This window comes from Streptomyces sp. NPDC028305, from assembly GCF_055569495.1.
This window is the reverse complement of record NZ_JBVHTN010000002.1, coordinates 369,940-388,151: the sequence shown is the minus strand read 5'-3', so window position 1 is coordinate 388,151 and position 18,212 is coordinate 369,940. Positions and strand designations below refer to the sequence as shown.

14 protein-coding genes are annotated in these 18,212 nt (G+C 71.9%); 8 read left to right on the top strand and 6 right to left on the bottom strand.

The genetic code is table 11. The annotated features are described in order from the left end of the window. The first annotated feature begins 7 nt into the window (after positions 1-7). The 3 genes from ACZ4WQ_RS08485 to ACZ4WQ_RS08475 are packed head-to-tail and all read left to right on the top strand — an operon-like array spanning position 8 to position 2,821. Entirely contained in the window at positions 8-766 is a 759-nt protein-coding gene (locus ACZ4WQ_RS08485) for a ribonuclease activity regulator RraA (RefSeq protein WP_385337837.1), read from the top strand. After that, positions 763-1,272: a nuclear transport factor 2 family protein gene (locus tag ACZ4WQ_RS08480; protein WP_385337840.1), complete on the top strand. Its 510-nt coding sequence runs from the start codon at positions 763-765 to the stop codon at positions 1,270-1,272. Before ACZ4WQ_RS08485 ends, ACZ4WQ_RS08480 begins: the two co-directional genes overlap by 4 nt. Positions 1,273-1,309: 37 nt before the next feature. Next, complete coding sequence (locus tag ACZ4WQ_RS08475; protein ID WP_398374255.1) at positions 1,310-2,821, top strand: aldehyde dehydrogenase (NADP(+)); 1,512 nt, start codon at positions 1,310-1,312, stop codon at positions 2,819-2,821. On the opposite strand, the gene ACZ4WQ_RS08470 is transcribed toward ACZ4WQ_RS08475, so the two are convergent. Continuing rightward, positions 2,805-3,710: an aldose 1-epimerase family protein gene (locus ACZ4WQ_RS08470; RefSeq protein ID WP_398374254.1), complete on the bottom strand. Its 906-nt coding sequence runs from the start codon at positions 3,708-3,710 to the stop codon at positions 2,805-2,807. The genes ACZ4WQ_RS08475 and ACZ4WQ_RS08470 overlap by 17 nt on opposite strands. Positions 3,711-3,845: 135 nt before the next feature. Here ACZ4WQ_RS08470 and ACZ4WQ_RS08465 point away from each other — a divergent pair, with 135 nt between their 5' ends. The 3 genes from ACZ4WQ_RS08465 to ACZ4WQ_RS08455 are packed head-to-tail and all read left to right on the top strand — an operon-like array spanning position 3,846 to position 7,353. Further along, a complete protein-coding gene (locus ACZ4WQ_RS08465) occupies positions 3,846-5,294 on the top strand; it encodes a sugar porter family MFS transporter (protein ID WP_398374253.1) in 1,449 nt (482 codons plus the stop codon). Next, the gene (locus tag ACZ4WQ_RS08460) at positions 5,291-6,187 is read left to right on the top strand and encodes an SDR family NAD(P)-dependent oxidoreductase (protein ID WP_398374251.1); all 897 of its coding nucleotides are present in this window, start codon (positions 5,291-5,293) and stop codon (positions 6,185-6,187) included. Before ACZ4WQ_RS08465 ends, ACZ4WQ_RS08460 begins: the two co-directional genes overlap by 4 nt. Continuing rightward, positions 6,184-7,353, top strand: coding sequence for a mandelate racemase/muconate lactonizing enzyme family protein (locus ACZ4WQ_RS08455; protein WP_398374250.1), 1,170 nt, complete (start codon positions 6,184-6,186; stop codon positions 7,351-7,353). The genes ACZ4WQ_RS08460 and ACZ4WQ_RS08455 overlap by 4 nt, the downstream gene beginning before the upstream one ends. Positions 7,354-7,380: 27 nt before the next feature. Here ACZ4WQ_RS08455 and ACZ4WQ_RS08450 read toward each other — a convergent pair whose 3' ends face one another. The 3 genes from ACZ4WQ_RS08450 to ACZ4WQ_RS08440 form a co-directional block, all read right to left on the bottom strand. After that, complete coding sequence (locus ACZ4WQ_RS08450; protein ID WP_311722142.1) at positions 7,381-8,169, bottom strand: IclR family transcriptional regulator; 789 nt, start codon at positions 8,167-8,169, stop codon at positions 7,381-7,383. Positions 8,170-8,514: 345 nt separating this feature from the next. Further along, positions 8,515-11,739, bottom strand: a complete 3,225-nt coding sequence (locus ACZ4WQ_RS08445) for an alpha-L-rhamnosidase (protein ID WP_398374247.1) — start codon at positions 11,737-11,739, stop codon at positions 8,515-8,517. A 276-nt stretch (positions 11,740-12,015) separates the two neighbouring features. Next, complete coding sequence (locus ACZ4WQ_RS08440; RefSeq protein WP_398374246.1) at positions 12,016-12,684, bottom strand: GntR family transcriptional regulator; 669 nt, start codon at positions 12,682-12,684, stop codon at positions 12,016-12,018. Between the two features lie 114 nt (positions 12,685-12,798). Here ACZ4WQ_RS08440 and ACZ4WQ_RS08435 point away from each other — a divergent pair, with 114 nt between their 5' ends. Both ACZ4WQ_RS08435 and ACZ4WQ_RS08430 read left to right on the top strand, forming a co-directional pair. Then, complete coding sequence (locus ACZ4WQ_RS08435) at positions 12,799-13,449, top strand: NAD(P)H-binding protein (protein WP_398374244.1); 651 nt, start codon at positions 12,799-12,801, stop codon at positions 13,447-13,449. A gap of 60 nt (positions 13,450-13,509) precedes the next feature. Then, positions 13,510-14,622, top strand: a complete 1,113-nt coding sequence (locus tag ACZ4WQ_RS08430) for an NADH:flavin oxidoreductase/NADH oxidase (protein WP_358845979.1) — start codon at positions 13,510-13,512, stop codon at positions 14,620-14,622. 59 nt (positions 14,623-14,681) lie between these two features. On the opposite strand, the gene ACZ4WQ_RS08425 is transcribed toward ACZ4WQ_RS08430, so the two are convergent. Both ACZ4WQ_RS08425 and ACZ4WQ_RS08420 read right to left on the bottom strand, forming a co-directional pair. Beyond that, positions 14,682-16,340: a virginiamycin B lyase family protein gene (locus ACZ4WQ_RS08425; RefSeq protein WP_311722136.1), complete on the bottom strand. Its 1,659-nt coding sequence runs from the start codon at positions 16,338-16,340 to the stop codon at positions 14,682-14,684. Then, complete coding sequence (locus tag ACZ4WQ_RS08420) at positions 16,337-18,166, bottom strand: flavin-containing monooxygenase (protein WP_361182217.1); 1,830 nt, start codon at positions 18,164-18,166, stop codon at positions 16,337-16,339. The genes ACZ4WQ_RS08425 and ACZ4WQ_RS08420 overlap by 4 nt, the downstream gene beginning before the upstream one ends. Positions 18,167-18,212: the final 46 nt, after the last annotated feature.

Here is an 18,212-nt window from a genome sequence, read left to right as displayed (position 1 = left end):
CGATCAGGTGTCCTCAGACGCATCGGCGCCCTTGGACGGCGCCGTCTTCGAGCAACTCGGCCAGGTGAGCACCGCGACCCTGGCGACCCAGCTGTACAAGCGCGGGATACGGCAGCCGTTCCTCGTCGGTCTCTCGCCCGTCGGTGACGGTTTCGACGGGTTCGTGGGCGAGGCGTTCACCATGCGCTTCATCCCGTCCCGCGAGGACACCGACCCGGTGGGCGACCCCTACCGGACCGGCAATGTCCTTCAGTGGGAGGCGGTGGAGAGCCTCGGCCCGCGCCAGGTGCTCGTCGTCGACAGCCGGAACGACACGTCGGCCGCGTCGGCCGGCGACATGCTCGTGACCCGGGCCATGAAGCGCGGCGCCGCGGGCGTCGTCACCGACGGCGCCTTCCGGGACGGCGCCGCGATCGCCGCACTCGGCTTCCCGGCGTACGCGCGTGCCAACACGGCCACCACCCGGCCGGCGGCGTTCCACGTCGCCGACCTCAATGTGCCCATCGCCTGCGCGGATGTCGCGGTCTACCCGGGAGACATCCTCGTGGGCGACCGCGACGGGGTCATCGTCGTGCCGCGGTCCCTCGCCGCGGAGATCGCCGGGCCCTCCGTCGAGCAGGAGCGGCTGGAGGAGTGGCTCCAGCAGCGCGTGCGGGACGGGCAGCCGCTGTGGGGCACCTACCCGCCCAGCGCCGAGACCCTGAAGGAATACGAGGTCTGGAAGTCCACCCGCCAGGAACACCGGACCCAGGAGGCCCGCGCATGAGCCGCTTCGCCGATCTCCCCCCGGCCGCACGCCGAGCCCGGATGGAGGCCACGATCCGCACCTACTTCGACGGCTGCAATGAGGCCGATGTGGCCAAGATGGCCGCCCAGTTCACGCCCGACGCGGTCCACTACTTCCCGCCCGGGCTGGAGGGACCGTGGGTCGGTGACACGACGATCGCCGAGAACTGGCGGCGGCTCGTCCTCACCGTCGGCTCCGCCTGGTCCATCGAGCGCATGGTCGTCGAGCCCGAGACCTTCCAGGCGGTCATCGAGTGGACTCACTGGAAGACCAGGCCCGGCGGCTACCTCCGGGGTGACGAGTGGTACCGCTTCGACCCCGACACGGGCTTGATCACCGAGATCCGCGCCTTCTACGCCTCGGCGTCCGACGGGCGATCCGAGGTGACGCTCGAGGGCTACGACTACGCCGCGGGCGGCCACCACATGGCGCCGCCCGTAGAGCGCCCCCATCCCGACGCCGCATACGCCGGCACCGAACACTGACCGCACCGCACCGGCCAGGGACACCCAGGGACACCCCGTGAACGTCATTCAGAGCATCGACCCGAGCACCGGCCACGCCGTCGACCAGGTCGCGACCGCGACCACCCCGAAGGAACTCGACGCCGTCGTCGAACGCGCCGTCGCCGCATTCATTCCGTACGAGGCCGGCGGCCGCCCGCTGCGGGCCGCGGTCCTGCGGGCCGTCGCCGACGGGCTGGAGGCCCGGCGGCCGGAGATCACCGCCCTCGCGATGCGGGAGACCGCCCTGCCCGAGGCGCGGGTGGCCGGCGAGCTGACCCGCACGGTCCACCAGGCCCGGCTGTTCGCCGAGGTGGTCGAGGACGGCGGCTTCCTTGAGGCCACCATCGACCACGCGGGCGAGACCCCGATGGGCGCCGGGCCCGACCTGCGCCGCATGCTGGTCCCGCTCGGGCCGGTCGCGGTGTTCGGGGCGAGCAACTTCCCCCTGGCGTTCTCCGTGCCGGGCGGGGACACGGTGTCGGCGCTGGCCGCCGGATGTCCCGTCGTGCTCAAGGCCCACGACTCCCACCCGGCCCTGTCACGGCTGGCGTTCGAGACGATGGTCACGGCCATCGCGGCGGCCGGCGGTCCGGACGGGCTGGTGGGGCTGGTGTTCGGCCGGGAGGCGGCGACCGCGCTGGTCGCTCACCCGGACATCAGGGCCGTGGGATTCACGGGCTCCCTCGCGGGCGGCCGGGCTCTGCTCGACATCGCGGGCGCGCGCCCGGATCCGATCCCGTTCTACGGTGAGCTGGCCGGTGTGAACCCGGTGGTCGTCACCGAAGGCGCGGCACGGGCCCGGGCGTCCGAGATCGCGGCGGGGCTCGTCGCCTCGGTGACGGGTTCGGCCGGGCAGCTGTGCACCAAGCCGGGTCTGGTCCTCGTCCCGGCCGGGGAGGCAGGGAACGCGCTGGTCGCCGAGGCGGCCCGGCTCATCGACCAGGCGTCGGCCGCCACTCTTCTCAACTCCCGCATCGCCGCCGCGTACGAGGCCGGCACGGAGGAATGGCGCCACCGTGCCGGCGGGTCGGCGGCCGCCGAGGGCGGGGTCCCGTCCGGGTCCGGGTTCTCGGTGACCCCGCGGCTGTTCGAGATCGACTCCGAGGCGCTCGGGGACGATCCCCTCGGAGAGTGCTTCGGCCCGGCCGCCGTCGTGGTCCGCTACGCGCCCGGCCGCGCGGAGGGCGTTCTGCGGTCGCTGCCCGCGTCGCTGACGGGGACCATTCACGCCGAGGCCGATGAGACCGAGACCGTGCTCCGTCTCACCGGCGTGCTGCGCCCCCTGGCCGGCCGTCTGCTCTACAACGGCTTCCCCACCGGCGTCCTGGTCTCCTGGGCGCAGCACCACGGCGGCCCCTGGCCGTCGACGAACACCCTGCACACCTCGGTGGGTCCGTACGCGGTACGGCGCTTCCTGCGCCCTGTCACCTGGCAGAACGCCCCGCGGGAGGTGCTGCCCGAGGAGTTGCGGGACGGCTTCGCCGGGATTCCCCGGCGGGTCGACGGACGGCTCATCGTGCCGTCCTGATCTCGACGCCGAGGCCGAACCTCCGGGACCGGCCCGCGGAGAGGTGGAACTGGCCGGGCTTCGCTGTGTACTCGGCGTTCTCGGCGTTCTCGCCGTCGGGTCCGGCCGGAGAGGGCAGGCCGTACCACGGCTCGATGCACAGCAGATCGGCCCCGGGCGGCGACCAGAGTGTCAGCTGCCGGAATCCGTGCCAGCTCAGGGTCACCGTCGGCGAGCCCGGGGCGCCGTAGGTGAGCCACGCGCTGTCGACCGCGTCGAGGATCAGCGCGCCGTCGGCGAACAGGGCCTCGTCCAGGCGGAGTGTCCGCCCGTGCACCGGCGTGGGGTGCCGCTCGGGGAGCAGCAGCACGTCCTCGACCCGTCGTACGGGCGCGGGTTCGGGCCGCTCGAAGACCACCGCATGGTCGCGCTTTCCGGCCGCGCCGGGCAGCGGCCAGCGGAAGCCCGGATGGACGCCCAGCGAGGCCGACAGTGTCCCCGGTCCCGGGTTGTGCACGGAGTACGACACGTCAAGTCGGCCGCCCTCGACCGCGTAGCCGACGGTGAGGCGAAAAGGGAACGGGAAGAGCCGACGGGATTCCGCGTCGTCCTTCAAGGTGAGGACCGCGCTGGTGCCGTCGTGGCGCTCGACCGTGAAACGCCGGTCGCGGGCGAAGCCGTGCTTGGGCATCGGGTGGAGCGTGCCGTCGTGCCGCAGCCGGTCGCCGTTCATCCGGCCGATGACCGGAAAGAGCAGCGGTGCGTGCCAGGGCCAGGCCCGCTCCGCCTGCCAGAGCAGTTCCGTTCCCTCACCCCGCCCCTCCGGGCGGTACCGCAGCGAGCACAACTCGGCGCCCTGCTCGTCGATCTCGGCCGTCAACGGCCCGGTGCCGATGCGAATCCGTGACATCAGTAGCTCCCTACGACATGAACTGGCCATTGCGGCCGGGGGCGTCCTGCCCTACCTTCAACACACTACTTCCCACTGAATGACGCTCAATCCCATTGAATGGGACGATAGGGTGGGCGTCGCAAGGAGGCGACCATGACGAACTCAGTCAGCGCCGCTGCCAGAGCCGCGGACCAACCGATGACGGAAGCGGGAACTCCGCACCCGCGATCGCCGCGCCCGGCGGTGATCTACTTCTTCGGCGCCCTCGGCGGCATCCTGTTCGGCTACGAGACAGGTGTCATCGCGGGCGCCCTGACCTACATCCAGGAGACGCCGGGCTTCCCCCCGAGCGCGGTCACCACGGGGCTGATCGTCGGCGGCATCGCGGGCGGCGCCGTGCTCGGCGCCCTGGTCTCCGGGCGGCTCGCCGACCGCTTCGGCCGCCGACCCGTGATCTTCGTGATCGGCCTGATCTATATCGTCGGTTCTTTCGCCTGCGCGGTGGCTCAGAACAACGCCTGGCTCATCGCCGCCCGGATCTTCCTGGGGCTCGCGGTGGGCGGCTCCTCCTCGCTGGTGCCGGTCTATCTGTCGGAGATGGCCCCGGCCCGCACCCGGGGCCGGCTCGCCGGGCTGAACCAGCTGATGATCGTGACCGGGCTGCTGCTCGGCTACCTCACCAACCTCGCCCTGTCCGGCAGCGGTGACTGGCGGACGATGCTGGCCACGGGAGCCGCCCCGGCCGTCGTCCTGATCGCGGGCCTGAAGCTGCTGCCGGAGAGTCCCCGCTGGCTGGTCCTCCACGGCCGGGAGCAGGAGGCCCGGACGCTGCTCGCCGGAACCCGCTCGCCCGAGGAGGCGGACCGCGACATCGCGGCCATCCGCGAGCTGACCACACACACCCCGCACCGCCGCGAGCTGCTCGCGGGCTGGATCCGGCCGGCGATGGTGATCGGCATCGGCATTCCGATCCTGACCCAGTACACCGGGCTCAACATCGTCACCTACTACGCCCCCACGATCTTCGAGAGCCTCGGCCTGCCGCACAAGAACGCCCTCTACTTCACCATCATCCTGGGCACCGTGAAGGTCCTCTCCGTCATGGTCGGCCTTCAGCTGATAGACCGGCTCGGGCGCCGGTTCCTGTTCCTCGCCGGAAGCGCGGCCATGGCCGTGAGCATGAGCTGGATGGCGTACGAGGCATCGCGCGGCGACGCCATGAACCCCGGCGCCATGCTCACCGCGATGAGCATCATGTTCGTCAGCTACTCCCTGACCTGGGGGCCCGTGAACTGGGTGGTCCTCGGGGAGATCTTCCCGCTGCGGGTCAGGGGCTCGGCGATGGGCGTCGCCGGCATGGTCACCTGGCTGGCCACCCTCGGCATCACCTTCGGCTTCCCCGTCATGCGAGACGCCTGGGGACTGACCAACACCATGATCTTCTTCGTCGGCGGCAACCTCCTCGGCTTCGTCTTCTGCAAGCTCTTCGTGCACGAGACCCGGGGCCGCACCCTGGAGGAGATCGAGGAGGACCTGCGCGAGCGGTACGACCGCAAGCAGCAGGACAAGAGGGCTCACAGCGAGAACGGAAGCACGACATGAACCACCCCCTCGATCCCGAGGCCGAGCACACCGAGCGCCCCTCCCCCGGGTACGGACTGCTGCGCGGGCGCACGGCGCTGGTCACCGGAGGCGCCCGCAACATCGGCCGGGGCATCGCCCTGCGCTTCGCCGCCGAGGGCGCGCGGGTCGTGGTCGCGGACACCGCGGCCGACGCGGCGGACGCCACGGTGAACCACATCCGCGCGGCCGGAGGGGACGCCGCCGCCGTCATCACCGACCTGTGCACGGAAGCCGGCGCCGAGGAGGCGTTCGCCGCCGCCGAGAGCCGCTTCGGCCTCGTCGACACCCTCGTCAACAACGCCTACGCCCGCGTGGACGCGCGCGCCTTCGGCCCCTTCCTGCGGCTCACCGGGGAGGTGTGGGAAGAGTTCCACCGGGTCAACCTGGGGCTGCTGTTCCACCCCACCCACCGCATGGCCCGCGCCCTCGCCGACGCCGGAAGGCCCGGCACCGTGGTGAACATCAGCTCCCACGCCGCCGCCCGCGCCCACCGCAACCACATCCCCTACGACACGGTCAAGGGCGGTGTGGACGCCTTCACCCGGGCCGTCGCCGTCGACCTCGCCCCCTGGAACATCCGGGTCAACGCGCTGCGCCCCGGCTCCGTTGAGGTCGACGCCAGCGACCCCGACCCGCGGGCCCGCCAGTTCCGGGCCGCCCAGATCCCGCTGAACCGCGAGGGCACGCCCGACGACATCGCCACCAGCGCGGTCTATCTCGCCTCTCCCCTGTCGCAGTGGGTCACCGGGCAGGTGTTCAATGTCGACGGCGGCATGGCGGCGCAGGCCCGTCCGCCGCAGACCGAGAACGGCCCGGTATGGACCCCGCGGAACATCGACGACTACGACGCCACCCTGGAAAGGCGGGCATGAGCACACGAACCGTCGTCACCGAAGTCGAGACCTTCCCGCTCGAGGCGCACCTGCCGGACGGCGGCTACGGCGCCTCGAAGGTCCGGCTGCCGGTACGCGTCGCCACCCTGGTGAAGGTCACCACCTCGGACGGCGTCGCCGGTTGGGGGGAGTCCTTCGGCCCGCCGCGGCTGATCGCCCCGTTCCTCGCGGAGCAGGCCGAGGCGTTGCTGGGGCAGCCCGCCGACATCCGGGAGGACCGCATCCTGGACCGGGTCTCCCTCGGCTACCACCTCACCGCCGGTGGCCCCCACATCGCGGCCGCCAGCGGCATCGACATCGCGCTGTGGGACGCGCAGGCCCGCGCGTTCGGCATCCCGGTGGGCCATCTCCTGGGCGGCCGGCTCCACGACCGGGTCGACGCGTACGCCTCCTCCGGCTATGTCACCGCCACCCGCGACCCCGGCGAATTCCGGGACACCATGGCCGCCCACGCAGCGGAGGGGTTCACCGCCGTCAAGATCAAGATCGGGCTCTCCCCGGCCGAGGACCGGGAGCGCACCGCCGCCGCCCGCGCGGCCATGGGCGACGACGGCCTGGTGATCGTCGACTACAACGCCAACTCCACCGTGGCGACCGTCCGCCGCTCCCTGGCCCGGCTGCGCGACCTCGACCCGTACTGGGTGGAGGAGCCGCTGCCGCCCGAGGACAGCGCCGGCTGGCGCGAACTGCGCGACGTACACCTGCCGCTCTCCGGCGGCGAGGCCCTCTACACCCGCTACGGCTTCCGGGACCCCATCGCCGAGCGCCGCTTCGACATCGTCCAGCCCGACCTGGCCAAATGCGGCGGTTTCACGGAAGCCCAGGCCATCCGCCAGCTCGCCGCGGCCTTCAACCTGCGGCTGTCCCCGCACTGCTGGGGCACCGGGGTGGCCCAGGCCGCGACGCTTCAACTGCTGTCCGCCGTGCCCCGGGCGCCGTTCGGCATGGCCGGCGGCGAGCCGCTGATCTTCGAGTTCGACCGGGGCGAGAACCCCCTGCGGGAGGGCGTCCTCGCCGCCCCGCTCATATCGGAGCACGGCACCGTGGCCATCCCCGACGGCCCCGGCCTCGGGGTCACCGTCGACGAGGAATGGGTGCGCGCCCACCGCCTGGAGGAGCACAGCGTCCTGGTCCGAACGCGCTGACCCTCCGCAGCGGCAGGCGGTCGGCGCTCAGCGCCGTACGTGGCCGAGGCCCGCCGAGATCTCGGCGGCCGCCTCGGCCACGAGCGGACCGACGTCGCTCAGGATCCGCTCCATGCGCTCCGCCACCCCGGCGACGCTGATCGCCGCGACCGGCATGCCGGTGTGGTCGTAGACGGCGGCCCCGCAGCAGCAGCTGGACTCGTCGAACTCGCGCCGGTCCTCCGACCAGCCGCGCTCCCGCGTCTCCTGGAGGACCTTCCGCAGGGCACCGACCGAGTTTTCGTCCACCGGGGAATCGCTCGACGCCACCAGCTCCGCCAGCTTCTCCTCCAGCGCCTGCTGCGGCAGCGCCGCGAGATAGGCCCGCCCCAGCGATGTGCAGTGCAGCGGCCGCCCCGCGCCCAGTTCGCTCGTCACCGCCACCGGGCGCGGACCGCGCTCGCGGTGCACGAACACCATGTTCACGCCGTTCGGCACGCCGAGGCTGGCCGTCTCGCGGGTTTCCCGCATCAGCCGGGAGATGACCGGCATCGCCGTGGCGGTCAGATCCGTCGAGCCCACCGCCGCGGAGGCCAGTCGCGTGGCCGACGGGCCGAGCCGCAGCAATCCGCTCCCCTGCTCCACCGCCAGCCAACCGCCCTCGACCAGCCGGTCGACCAGCCGGTACGCGGTGCTGCGGCTCAACCCCAGCGCCGCGGCGAGATCCTGCGTGGAGCAGGTGCGGGCCACGGCCAGGTGATCGAGTATGGCCAGACCGCGATCCAGAGCGCCGGAACCCGGCCCGAGAACAGCGGGGGTGGTGGCGGGCGAGGTCATACAGCCTCCGTGAGTGAAACGCGGTGTCAATGAATGAGACTACCTCGCGGAGGGAAACCAGTGCAGCTCACCTGCGCGAGGGCGCGGACGCCCTCGCGCAGTCGGGACCGCGCCTTAGGTGAAGAACCCTATGTAAGACGAGGCGAGGCTGGAAACCAGCCAGTACGCCCCGTAGGCAATACCGATGATGATCAGTACTGCCAGCGCGCTGTCTATCTTGTCCACCAGTGTGGTCGGAGATCGAGGCTCCAGGTCACGTGAGCTCACCCGTGAAACATACGACAAGACGTAGGTGAGTGTGGCCGCTTGTTGAGGTTTTCGCAGCCGCCGGTTCACCTGGTCCGCTCACGGGGCGGTGAAGCGGTAGGAGCCGGAGCCCACGGCGTAGACGGCGCAGCCTCCGTCGAGGCGCAGAAAAGTCGCCCCGTCGTGGGTGATCCCGGACGCGGCGCGGGAGGTGGTGGCGGGCAGCCACACTTCGGCGGTCGTGTTGACCGGCACCGACACGTCCAGCGTGAGCGCGCCGTCGTCCTTGCGCGTCCACCGTGTGGTGATCGGCCCGTAGAGGGAGTCGTAGCGCCCGTTCGCCTCGTGCACATCGCCGCCGGGGCGGGGCCGGATGACGATGCTCCGGAAGCCGGGGTCGCCGATGCCGATGCCGGTGATGTTCTCGTACATCCACTGGCCGACGGAGCCGTAGGCGTAGTGGTTGAACGAGTTCATGCCGGGATCCTGGAAGCTCCCGTCGGGCCTGATGGAGTCCCAGCGTTCCCACATCGTGGTCGCGCCCCGCTCGATCTGGTACCCCCAGGACGGGAACGTCCGCTGTTCCAGCAGTCGGTAGGCCACATCGGTGCGTCCGACGGCGGTGAGGGTGGGCAGCAGGCGCGGTGTGCCGAGGAAGCCGGTGGACAGATGTCCGTCCTTGCTCCGGATCAGCTCGACCAGCCGGTCGGCGGCCCGGGTTCGCGCGCTGTCCGGCAGCAGGTCCATGGACAGCGCCAGGACGTAAGCGGTCTGGGTGTCGCCCTTGACGGTGCCGTCGGCGGACACATAGGCCCGGTTGAAGGCGTCGCGGACCTTCGCGGCCAGCTCGTCGTACGGCGCGGGGTCGTGGCCCAGCACCCTGGCTGCCTCGGCGACCAGCCGCGCGCTGTGCGCGAAGTACGCGGTGGCCACGACGTCCTTGGGGGTCTCGTCGGCCACGTTGAGCCAGTCGCCGTACCCTTCGGCGGGCCGCAGAAAGCCGCTGCTGTGCTTCTCCAGATACGCGATCCAGGCCCGCATCGCGGGGAAGTTGTCCGCCAGCACCTGCCGGTCCCCGTAGGCCTGGTAGAGGTTCCACGGCACCGTGACCCCGGCGTCGCCCCAGCCGGCCGTTCCCTCGCCGAGGTTGCCGAGACGGGGCGCGACATCGGGGAACGCTCCGGCGTCGGACTGCCCGTCGCGCAGATCCTGGAGCCACTTGGCGAGGAAGCGGGCGGATTCCATGGTGTAGGCGGCGGTGGCGGAGAAGACGTTGATGTCCCCCGTCCACCCGAGCCGTTCGTCGCGGGCCGGGGTGTCGGTGGGAACGGACAGGAAGTTGCCCCGCTGGCCCCAGGTGATGTTGCGGTGCAGTTGGTTGAGCATCGGCACATCGGTCTTGAACGACATGGTGAACGGGGCCGCGGTGTGCATGACGCGCCCGGTGACCGCGCTCGCGTCCGGGCTGCCGGGATAGCCGGTGACCTCGACGTAGCGGAAGCCGTGGAAGGTGAAGCGCGGCTCGTACGTCTCCGTGCCCGAGCCCTTCAGGGTGTATGAATCGGTCGCCTGGGCGGTGCGCAGATTGGTGGTGTAGATCATGCCGTCCTGGTCAAGCACCTCGGCGTGGCGCAGCCGTACGGTCCGCCCGGCCTCGCCGCGGACCCGCAGCCGCACCGAGCCGACCATGTTCTGGCCCAGGTCGAAGACGTGCACGCCCGGCTTCGGCTCGGTGACGCGGACGGCGGCCAGCTCCCGCTCCACCCGGATCGGGGCGTCCGCCTGGGCCACCACGGACACGGCGGACGTGGTGTCGGCCGGCACGACGTCGGCGGAGTGCCAGAGGCCGTCGTCGAACGCGGGCGAGGACCACCCGGCCGCTTCCAGCCGGGCGTCGTACTGCTCGCCGGCCATCAGGTCGGCCGTCAGGATCGGGCCCGTGGCGCCGCGCCACCGCGCGTCGGTGATGACGCGGTCGGTGCTGCCGTCGGCGTAGGTGACCTCCAGCTCCGCCCGCAGGGCGGGCCGCTCGCCGTACAGCTCCTGCCCGAACCAGGCGACGTTGCCGGAGTACCAGCCGGACGCGAGGATCACGCCGATGGCGTTGGCGCCGCGCCGCAGCAGACCGGTGACGTCGTACGTCTGGTACTGCACGCGCTTGCGGTAGTCGGTCCAGCCGGGGGCGAGCCGGTCCTTGCCGACGCGCTCGCCGTTGACCTCGGCCTCGTACAGACCGAGTGCCGTGGAGTACAGCCGCGCCCGCGCGACGGGCTTGGCGGCGAGCCGGAATTCGCGGCGCAGCAGGGCGGGCCGCTGCGCCGCCCGCACCCTGCCCCACGGCCCGCCGCCCCACGGGGCGAGCACCTTGGCGGCGGGCCAGGCGCCGTCGTCGTATCCGGGCGTGTGCCAGTCACCGGACGGCTCGGCGTCGGTGGCCTTCCAGTCGGCGGAGGTGGTGAGGGAGCGGACGCCGTCCGCTTCGGTCAGCTCCACGATGCCCAGCAGTCCGGCGGGGCTCTGCGAGGCGTTGACCGCCGCGACGGAGATGGTGTTGGCCCCGTCGTGGAGCAGGGCGGTGATGTCGACGACCACCGGATGGCGCCAGTTCTCCTGGACGGGAGGGCGCCCCCCGATCTCGGTGCCGTTGACCCACGCGGTGAACCCGTCGTCGGCGACCATCGCCAGACGGGCCGGCCGCACGGGGCCCGACACGGTGACGGCACCCCGGAAATACCGGGTCCCGGCGGGCGCGCCGGAGGCCGGGTCGCCCTCGGGGTACCAGACCCAGTCGGCCTTGGCCAGATCGGGGCCGCGGGTCACCGTGTCCGGTGCGGCGATCCACTTCGCCGTCCCCTGGTCCTCGGTGCCCAGCCCCGTCTCCCACCAGGTGAGCTCGCTCCAGGGCGAAGGCCGGCCCTGGCCGTCCCAGACCCGGACGGCCCAGTGGTAGCGGGTCCGGGGCCGCAGCTGGGGACCGTCGTACGGGACCAGAACGGACTGGCGGGAGCTCACCTTGCCGCTGTCCCAGACGTCCGGGGCGCCGATCCGGCCCGGGGAGGTCGCGACCCGCACCTGGTACGCGCTCTGCGCCTGGTCCCGCCGGTCCGAGCCGAGCTGCCAGCTGAGGCGCGGGTGTGCGGCGTCCAGGCCGAGCGGGCGGTCGGCGTACTCCACCGTGGTCTTCTCGACCCGGAGTCCGCCGTGGCCGGACTCGGCCGCCTCGGCCGCCGCTGCTTCCGGCGCGGCTGCGGCGAGAGCGGTCAGGCCCGCCAGGGCGGGGGCCGCCGCGGTGGCGGTGCCGAGGAGATTCCTTCTACTGATCACATGCGTCTCCGGGGTGAGGAGGGCTTGACACAGAGCAGGGCTGAGCCGGGCGGAGCTGGGTCTTCCGGGTCGAACCTCCGTTAATGAATCGTTTCAAAACTGGGGCGTACTTCTGCCGACACACACTCACGATTACCGCGTGACACCGGTGGAGGCTCGCTACCCGGAAGCGGCGTCGTTCACTGTCGCCGCAGAGTCGAATCGCGTCAATGCCGCGCGCGGCGACTGGCCGGAAGTGATCCACGATCCCTCAGGGACCGCGCCGTGCGACGCGGGTCAGCTCGGGGCGGGCTCCGCGCTGACCACGTCGACGGCGACGCGGCGGTGGGCCGCGAACAGGTCGAGCGCCGCCTGGAGGTCACGGGAGCGCAGGACGGCGACGAGTTCGCGGTGCTCCCGGGGGACGCGGCCGAGATAGCCCTGGGTGGAGCGGCCGATCCGGGTCAGCAGGAACAGGTGCACCTGGCAGCGAATGGCCTCCCACGCCTCCGCGAGACGCAGGTGGCCGGCGGCGGCGAAGACCGCGTCGTGGAACCCGATGTCGAGGCGGACCATGTCGTGCTCGTCCCGGGCCCGCTCCATCAGCCCGGCCACCTTCTCCAGGGACGCCAGGTCCTCCTCCGAGGCATGGGCGGTGATCCGCTCGACGGCGAGCCGCTCCAGCGCGCCGCGCAGGCTCTCGAGCTCCGCGACGTCCTCGGCGGACAGCGTGGTCACCACGGTGCCGCGGTGCCAGGCGCACCGGACCAGGCCCTCGCGCTCCAGGATCCGCAGCGCCTCGCGTACGGGGCCGCGACTGACGTCCATCACGCCCGACAGCTCCACCTCGCGCAGCTGTGCGCCGGGGGCATAGCCCCCGTTGAAGATGGCCTCCCGGATCCGGTCCGCCACCTCATCGGCCAGGCCTCGCCGCCGCGCCGGGGAAACTTTGCCGGTTTCGTCCATGACCCCAACCTCCTCGATGTCGCAATGTTAACATTGCCCATGTTGTACTAATGTCAACATTCAGACACAGCGCGATCGGCGCGATCCTGCTGCTGAGAAGAGAGGCGATCACTGATGAAGGTGTTCCAGATCGGCGCCGCAGGCGGCGTCGGGCGTCGGCTCGCGGAGCTGCTCACCGCCCGCGGTGACGAGGTGACCGGCATGCACCGCAGCCCGGCGCAGGCCGACACCGTCCGCGCCACGGGGGCCGTTCCGCTGGCCGGGGACCTGATCGAGGACTCGGTGGAGGCACTGGCGGCCAAGCTCGCCGGGCATGACGCGGTGGTCTTCTCGGCGGGCGCCCACGGCACCGGTACGGACAAGACCACGCTGATCGACGGCAAGGGCCTGGAGAAGGCCGCCGAGGCGGCCGAGCGGGCCCGTGTGCGCCGGTTCGTCCTGGTGTCGGTGTTCCCGGACGCCCTGCGCGGCGGGGGCGCCGGGGAGGGCTTCGAGCACTACATCAAGGTGAAGAAGACCGCGGACGTCCATCTCACCCGTACCGGTCTTGACTGGCTGATCGTCCGCCCCGGCACGCTCCTCGACACTCCTGGCACCGGCCGCGTCACCGCCGGGCCGGCGGTCGAGTACGGCGATGTGCACCGCGACGACGTCGCCGCGTTCATCGACGCCGCGCTGCACGAGCCCGCCCTGAACCGCGCGATCGTCGAGCTCACCTCGGGCGACACGCCCGTCGCCGACGCGGTCGCCGCGCTCGCGGCCTGAGCCGCTTCCCGTGCACCGCGCAGCAGCAAGCAGACCATCACCAGAAAGACGACACCACCCGTGAGTGCCCTGTTCACCCCCCTCAAGCTCCGCTCCCTCGAGATACCCAACCGCGTCTGGATGTCCCCGATGTGCATGTACTCCGCCGCCCCCGAGGGGCCGGAGACCGGCGCGCCGACCGACTTCCACCTCACCCACCTGGCGAGCCGCGCCGCCGGCGGCGCGGGTCTGGTGATGGCCGAGGCCACCGGGGTCCGCCCCGACGGTCGGATCAGCCCCTGGGACCTGGGCCTGTGGAACGACCGCCAGCAGGAGGCGTTCGCCCGTATCACCGAGGCCGTCAAGGCGCACGGCTCGGTCCCGGCGATCCAGCTGGCGCACGCCGGCCGCAAGGCGTCCGTCGACAAGCCCTGGCTGTCCGACCGGTATGTGCCCGAGTCCGCGGGCGGCTACCGCGCCGTGGCCCCCAGCCCGGTCGCGTACGACGGGCTGCCCGTCCCCCACGAGCTGACGGTCGACGAGATCCGTCGGCTGGTACGGGACTTCGCGGACTCGGCGCGGCGCGCGCTGGCCGCGGGCTTCCAGGTCGCCGAGGTGCACGGCGCGCACGGCTATCTGATCAACTCCTTCCTCTCCCCCGCCGCCAACCACCGCACCGATGCCTACGGCGGCGGCTTCGAGAACCGGATCCGCTTCGCCCTCGAGGTCGTCGACGCCGTACGCGCGGTGTGGCCCGACGACCTGCCGGTCTTCTTCCGCACCTCCGCGACCGACTGGCTGACCGAGAGCCCCGAGGACGACCGCGAGGGCTGGACCGGCGAGGACACCGTCCGCCTCGCCAAGGAGCTCCAGGCCCACGGCGTGGATCTGCTCGACGTGTCCACCGGCGGCATGGTCCGCGACGCGAAGATCCCCACCGGCCCGGACTACCAGGTGCCGTTCGCCGCCCGGGCGCGCGCGGGCGCGGACATCCCCACCGCGGCCGTCGGCCTGATCACCGAGCCGCGGCAGGCGCAGGAGATCGTCGCCGGTGGCCGCGCCGACGCCGTGTTTCTCGGCCGTGAGCTGCTGCGCGACCCGTACTGGCCGCAGCGCGCGGCCCTCGAACTGGGCGCCGAGCCGAGCTGGCCCGACCAGTACGCGTATGTCGTCCGGCGCCGCGAGCGCGACTGACCGTCACCACCGGGCGGGAGACCTGCCGGTCGCCGACGTCACCGTCAACGACCGGAGGATCAGGCGCCGGCCGGGGACGGCGTCAGCCGCAGCACCGTGCCCTCCCCGTCGGCCGCGAGCAGGAGCGAACCGTCCGGGGCGGCGGCGAGGCCGGCGAAGCGGCGCGGGGAGCCGGGCAGGCCGCCCGCGAACAGGGCGGGGTCGGCGCGGGGAGCGACGCCCGGGGGCGGGCCCACCGGCAGTTCCTCCGCGTCGATCCGGCTCTCCCCCGTGGTGAGCGAGATCGCCCGGAGTCTGCGGTGCGCGGTCTCCACCGTGAAGAGTTCGTCGCCCAGGACCGCCAGCCCCTGCGGCGCCCCGAGCCCGTCCGCGACGGTCACCGGTGTCCCGTCGTCGATCCGGAGCACCGCGCCGAGCCGGTCGTCGGTCGCATAGCAGCGGCCCTCCGCGTCGAAGGCCACATCCACGGGGTGGTCGAGCCCTTCGGCGAGCACGGTGAGGGTGTCGTCGCCGTCGATGGCCACGATCCGGCCGGCGCCCGCCTCGGCGACGACGAGCGAGCCGTCCGGGCTCACCGCGATGCCCAGGGGCTGGTCCAGGCCGGCCGCCCGCTCCCGGGTGATGCCGCGCGCGGGGTGGTGGGTCCGGACGTTTCCGTACTGCGAGGTGAGGTGCAGCAGCTCGCCGTCGGCGGTGATCCCGTGGGCGAAGGGCATCAGGGCGTGGGTCGTCACGCCGCCCGTCTCGTCGCCGTCCAGGCCGGAGTTCGGCTCGCCCTCGTGGGTGGCCGCGGGGCCCGCCAGCCGGTAGTGGTCGGCCGCGTAGACCCGTCCGCCCAGGTCGATCGTCACCCCATAGGGGCCGTCGAGCCCGCGGGGTACGACCTCCCGGATCCGCCCGTCGGGGTGCATCTCCGCGATGCCGCCGCTGGCGTAGCTGGAGATGAACATCCGGTTCTCGGTGTCGAACGCCGCGTTGTCCAGCCCCGCCACACCGCTGGTGACCAGCGTGCGGGAGCCGGTGCCGTGCAGATCGACGCGGGTCACGATGCCCTCCACGCCCCGCGACAGGACGTGGAGGACACCGCCTCGGTCGAAGCGGACCGCGACCGGCTCGTGTACGCCCTCGGCGACCGGCTCGGGCACCCCGCCGTCCGGGGGGATCCGCCAGACCTGGTCGCTCATCATGTGCGGGTAGTACAGGTGGCCGTCGGGGCCGAGCTGCATCGCGTTGCCGAGGGCCAGTCCCGCCGTGAGCACCACCGGGTCGCCGCCGTCCGGGAACAGTTCCATCAGGCGGCCGTCGGGTTTCATCTCGTTGATGAAGAGCCGGTCGCCGATGCAGGTGATGCCGTTGGGGTTCGTCACCTCGTCGGACACGAGGGTGTACTCGCCCTCGGGGGTGCGGCGCCACACCCGGCCGGGGACCAGGTCGGTGATGTACATCGAGCCGTCCGCGCCGAACGCGAGGTCGTCCGGCGACTGGACCGGGCCGTCGATCGGCACGACCACCTCGATGTCCCCGGTGGCCGGGTCGACGGCGCTGATCTGTCCGGCGAGGAACTGGGCGACGTACAGCCGCCCGTCGGGGCCGAACGCCACGCCGTTCGAACCCCACAGCCGGCTGGGCGGGTTGAGCCGCTCGGCCTTCCAGCGGGCGCTGCTGGTCCGGAGGCCGCCCGTGTCGTCGAAGCGGCTGGGGATCGGTGTCGCGCTCACTCGGACACCACCAGGACGCCGTCCGCGCCGCCGTCCGCGCGCCAGCGCCGGAGCAGTTCGTGGAACGCGACCGGTCCGTCGCCGTACGACTGGCTCCGCGCCCGGGGTGTGCCCTCGTTGTTGTAGTAGCCGGGGGTGCACTCGGCGTGGAACTTGTACAGGTCCGCCGCCTTCTCCCGGATCGTGGCCACCCAGGCGTCCTGGGCCTCGGGGCTCGGCTCGACGTACCGGGCCTGGCGCTTGCGCGCCTGCGAGATGATCTCGGCGACATGGCCGGCCTGCTCGTCGAGGATATGGACGTAGTTGACGGCACTCGCGTTCTGGAGCGGGCCGAGCTGGTAGAAGTTGGGGAAGCCGTGGCTGTAGAAGCCGTGGAGGGTCTTCGGGCCGTCCTTCCAGGCCTCCAGCAGGGGGACGCCTCCCCTGCCGTACACGGGCAGCTTTCCGGACATGACGCCCGAGACGCCCACCTCGAAACCGGTCGCGAAGATGACGCAGTCCACCTCGTACTCGGTGTCGCCGACCACGACGGCGTTCTCGGTGATCCGCTGGACGCCGTGGGTGTCGGCGGTGTCGACCAGGGTGACATTGGGCCGGTTGAACGTCTGGAGGTAGGTGTCGCTGAACGTGGGCCGCTTGCACATGTAGCGGTACCAGGGCTTGAGGGTCTCCGCCGTCGCCGGGTCCTCGATGACGGTGTCCACCCGGGCGCGCAGCTCGTTCATCTTCTGGAAGTCGGCGATCTCGTAGGCGCGTTCGCGCTCTTCGGCCGGGATGTGCGCATAGCTGTTGACCGGGATCATCTTCTCCTGGAGCCGCGCGCTGCTGGTCCAGGCGTCGTTCACCAGGTCCTCGTCGGCACGGACACCCGTGACGACCTTGAGGAAGTTCTCCATGCGGCGCCGCTGCCAGCCGGGCTGGAGCGAATCGGCCCACGCGGGGTCGGTGGGCCGGTTGCCGCGTACGTCGACCGAGGACGGCGTGCGCTGGAACACATACAGCTGCCGTGCGTGTTCGGCGAGGTGCGGCACGACCTGGATGGCGGTCGCGCCGGTGCCGATGAGCGCCACGCGCTTGTCCGCGAGCCCGTCCAGGCCGCCGTTCGCGTCGCCTCCGGTGTACGCGTAGTCCCAGCGGCTGGTGTGGAACGTGTGCCCCCGGAAGGTCTCGATACCGGGGATGCCGGGCAGCTTGACCTGGCTGAGTGTCCCGCCGGCGACCACCACATGGCGCGCCCGCATACGGTCTCCGCGGTCGGTGGTGACGGCCCACTCCCATGCGGAGTCGTCCCACCGCAGTTCGGTCACCTGTGTCTGGAAGCAGGCGTCGTCGTAGAGGTCGAAGCGGCGCGCGATCGCCCGCGCGTGCTGCCGGATCTCCTCCCCCGGCGCGTACTTCCACTCCGGGATGTAGCCGACCTCTTCGAGCAGCGGCAGGTAGATATACGACTCGATGTCGCAGTGGATGCCGGGGTAGCGGTTCCAGTACCAGGTGCCGCCGAAGTCCGCGCCCTTCTCGATCACCCGGATCGAGTCCACGCCCTGCTGCCGCAGCCGGGCCCCGGCGAGCAGACCGCCGAACCCGCCGCCGACGATGAGCACCTCGACCCGGTCGCGCAGGGGCTCCCGGGTGTGCCCGGGGTCGGCGTAGGGGTCCTCGTCGAAGTGGCCGAACTCGCCGGTGGGGCGCTGGTACTGGGCGCTGCCGTCGGGGCGGATCCGGCGTTCGCGCTCGGCGCGGTAGCGGGCTCGCAGTTCGTCGGGGTCGAAGCCGAGCTCCTCGGGGTCGATGGGGACAGGGCCGGATGACGCGTGGGGGGTGGACATGGCGTCAGTCAACCGAGCAGCACCACGTAAGTCAATCAACTGCATT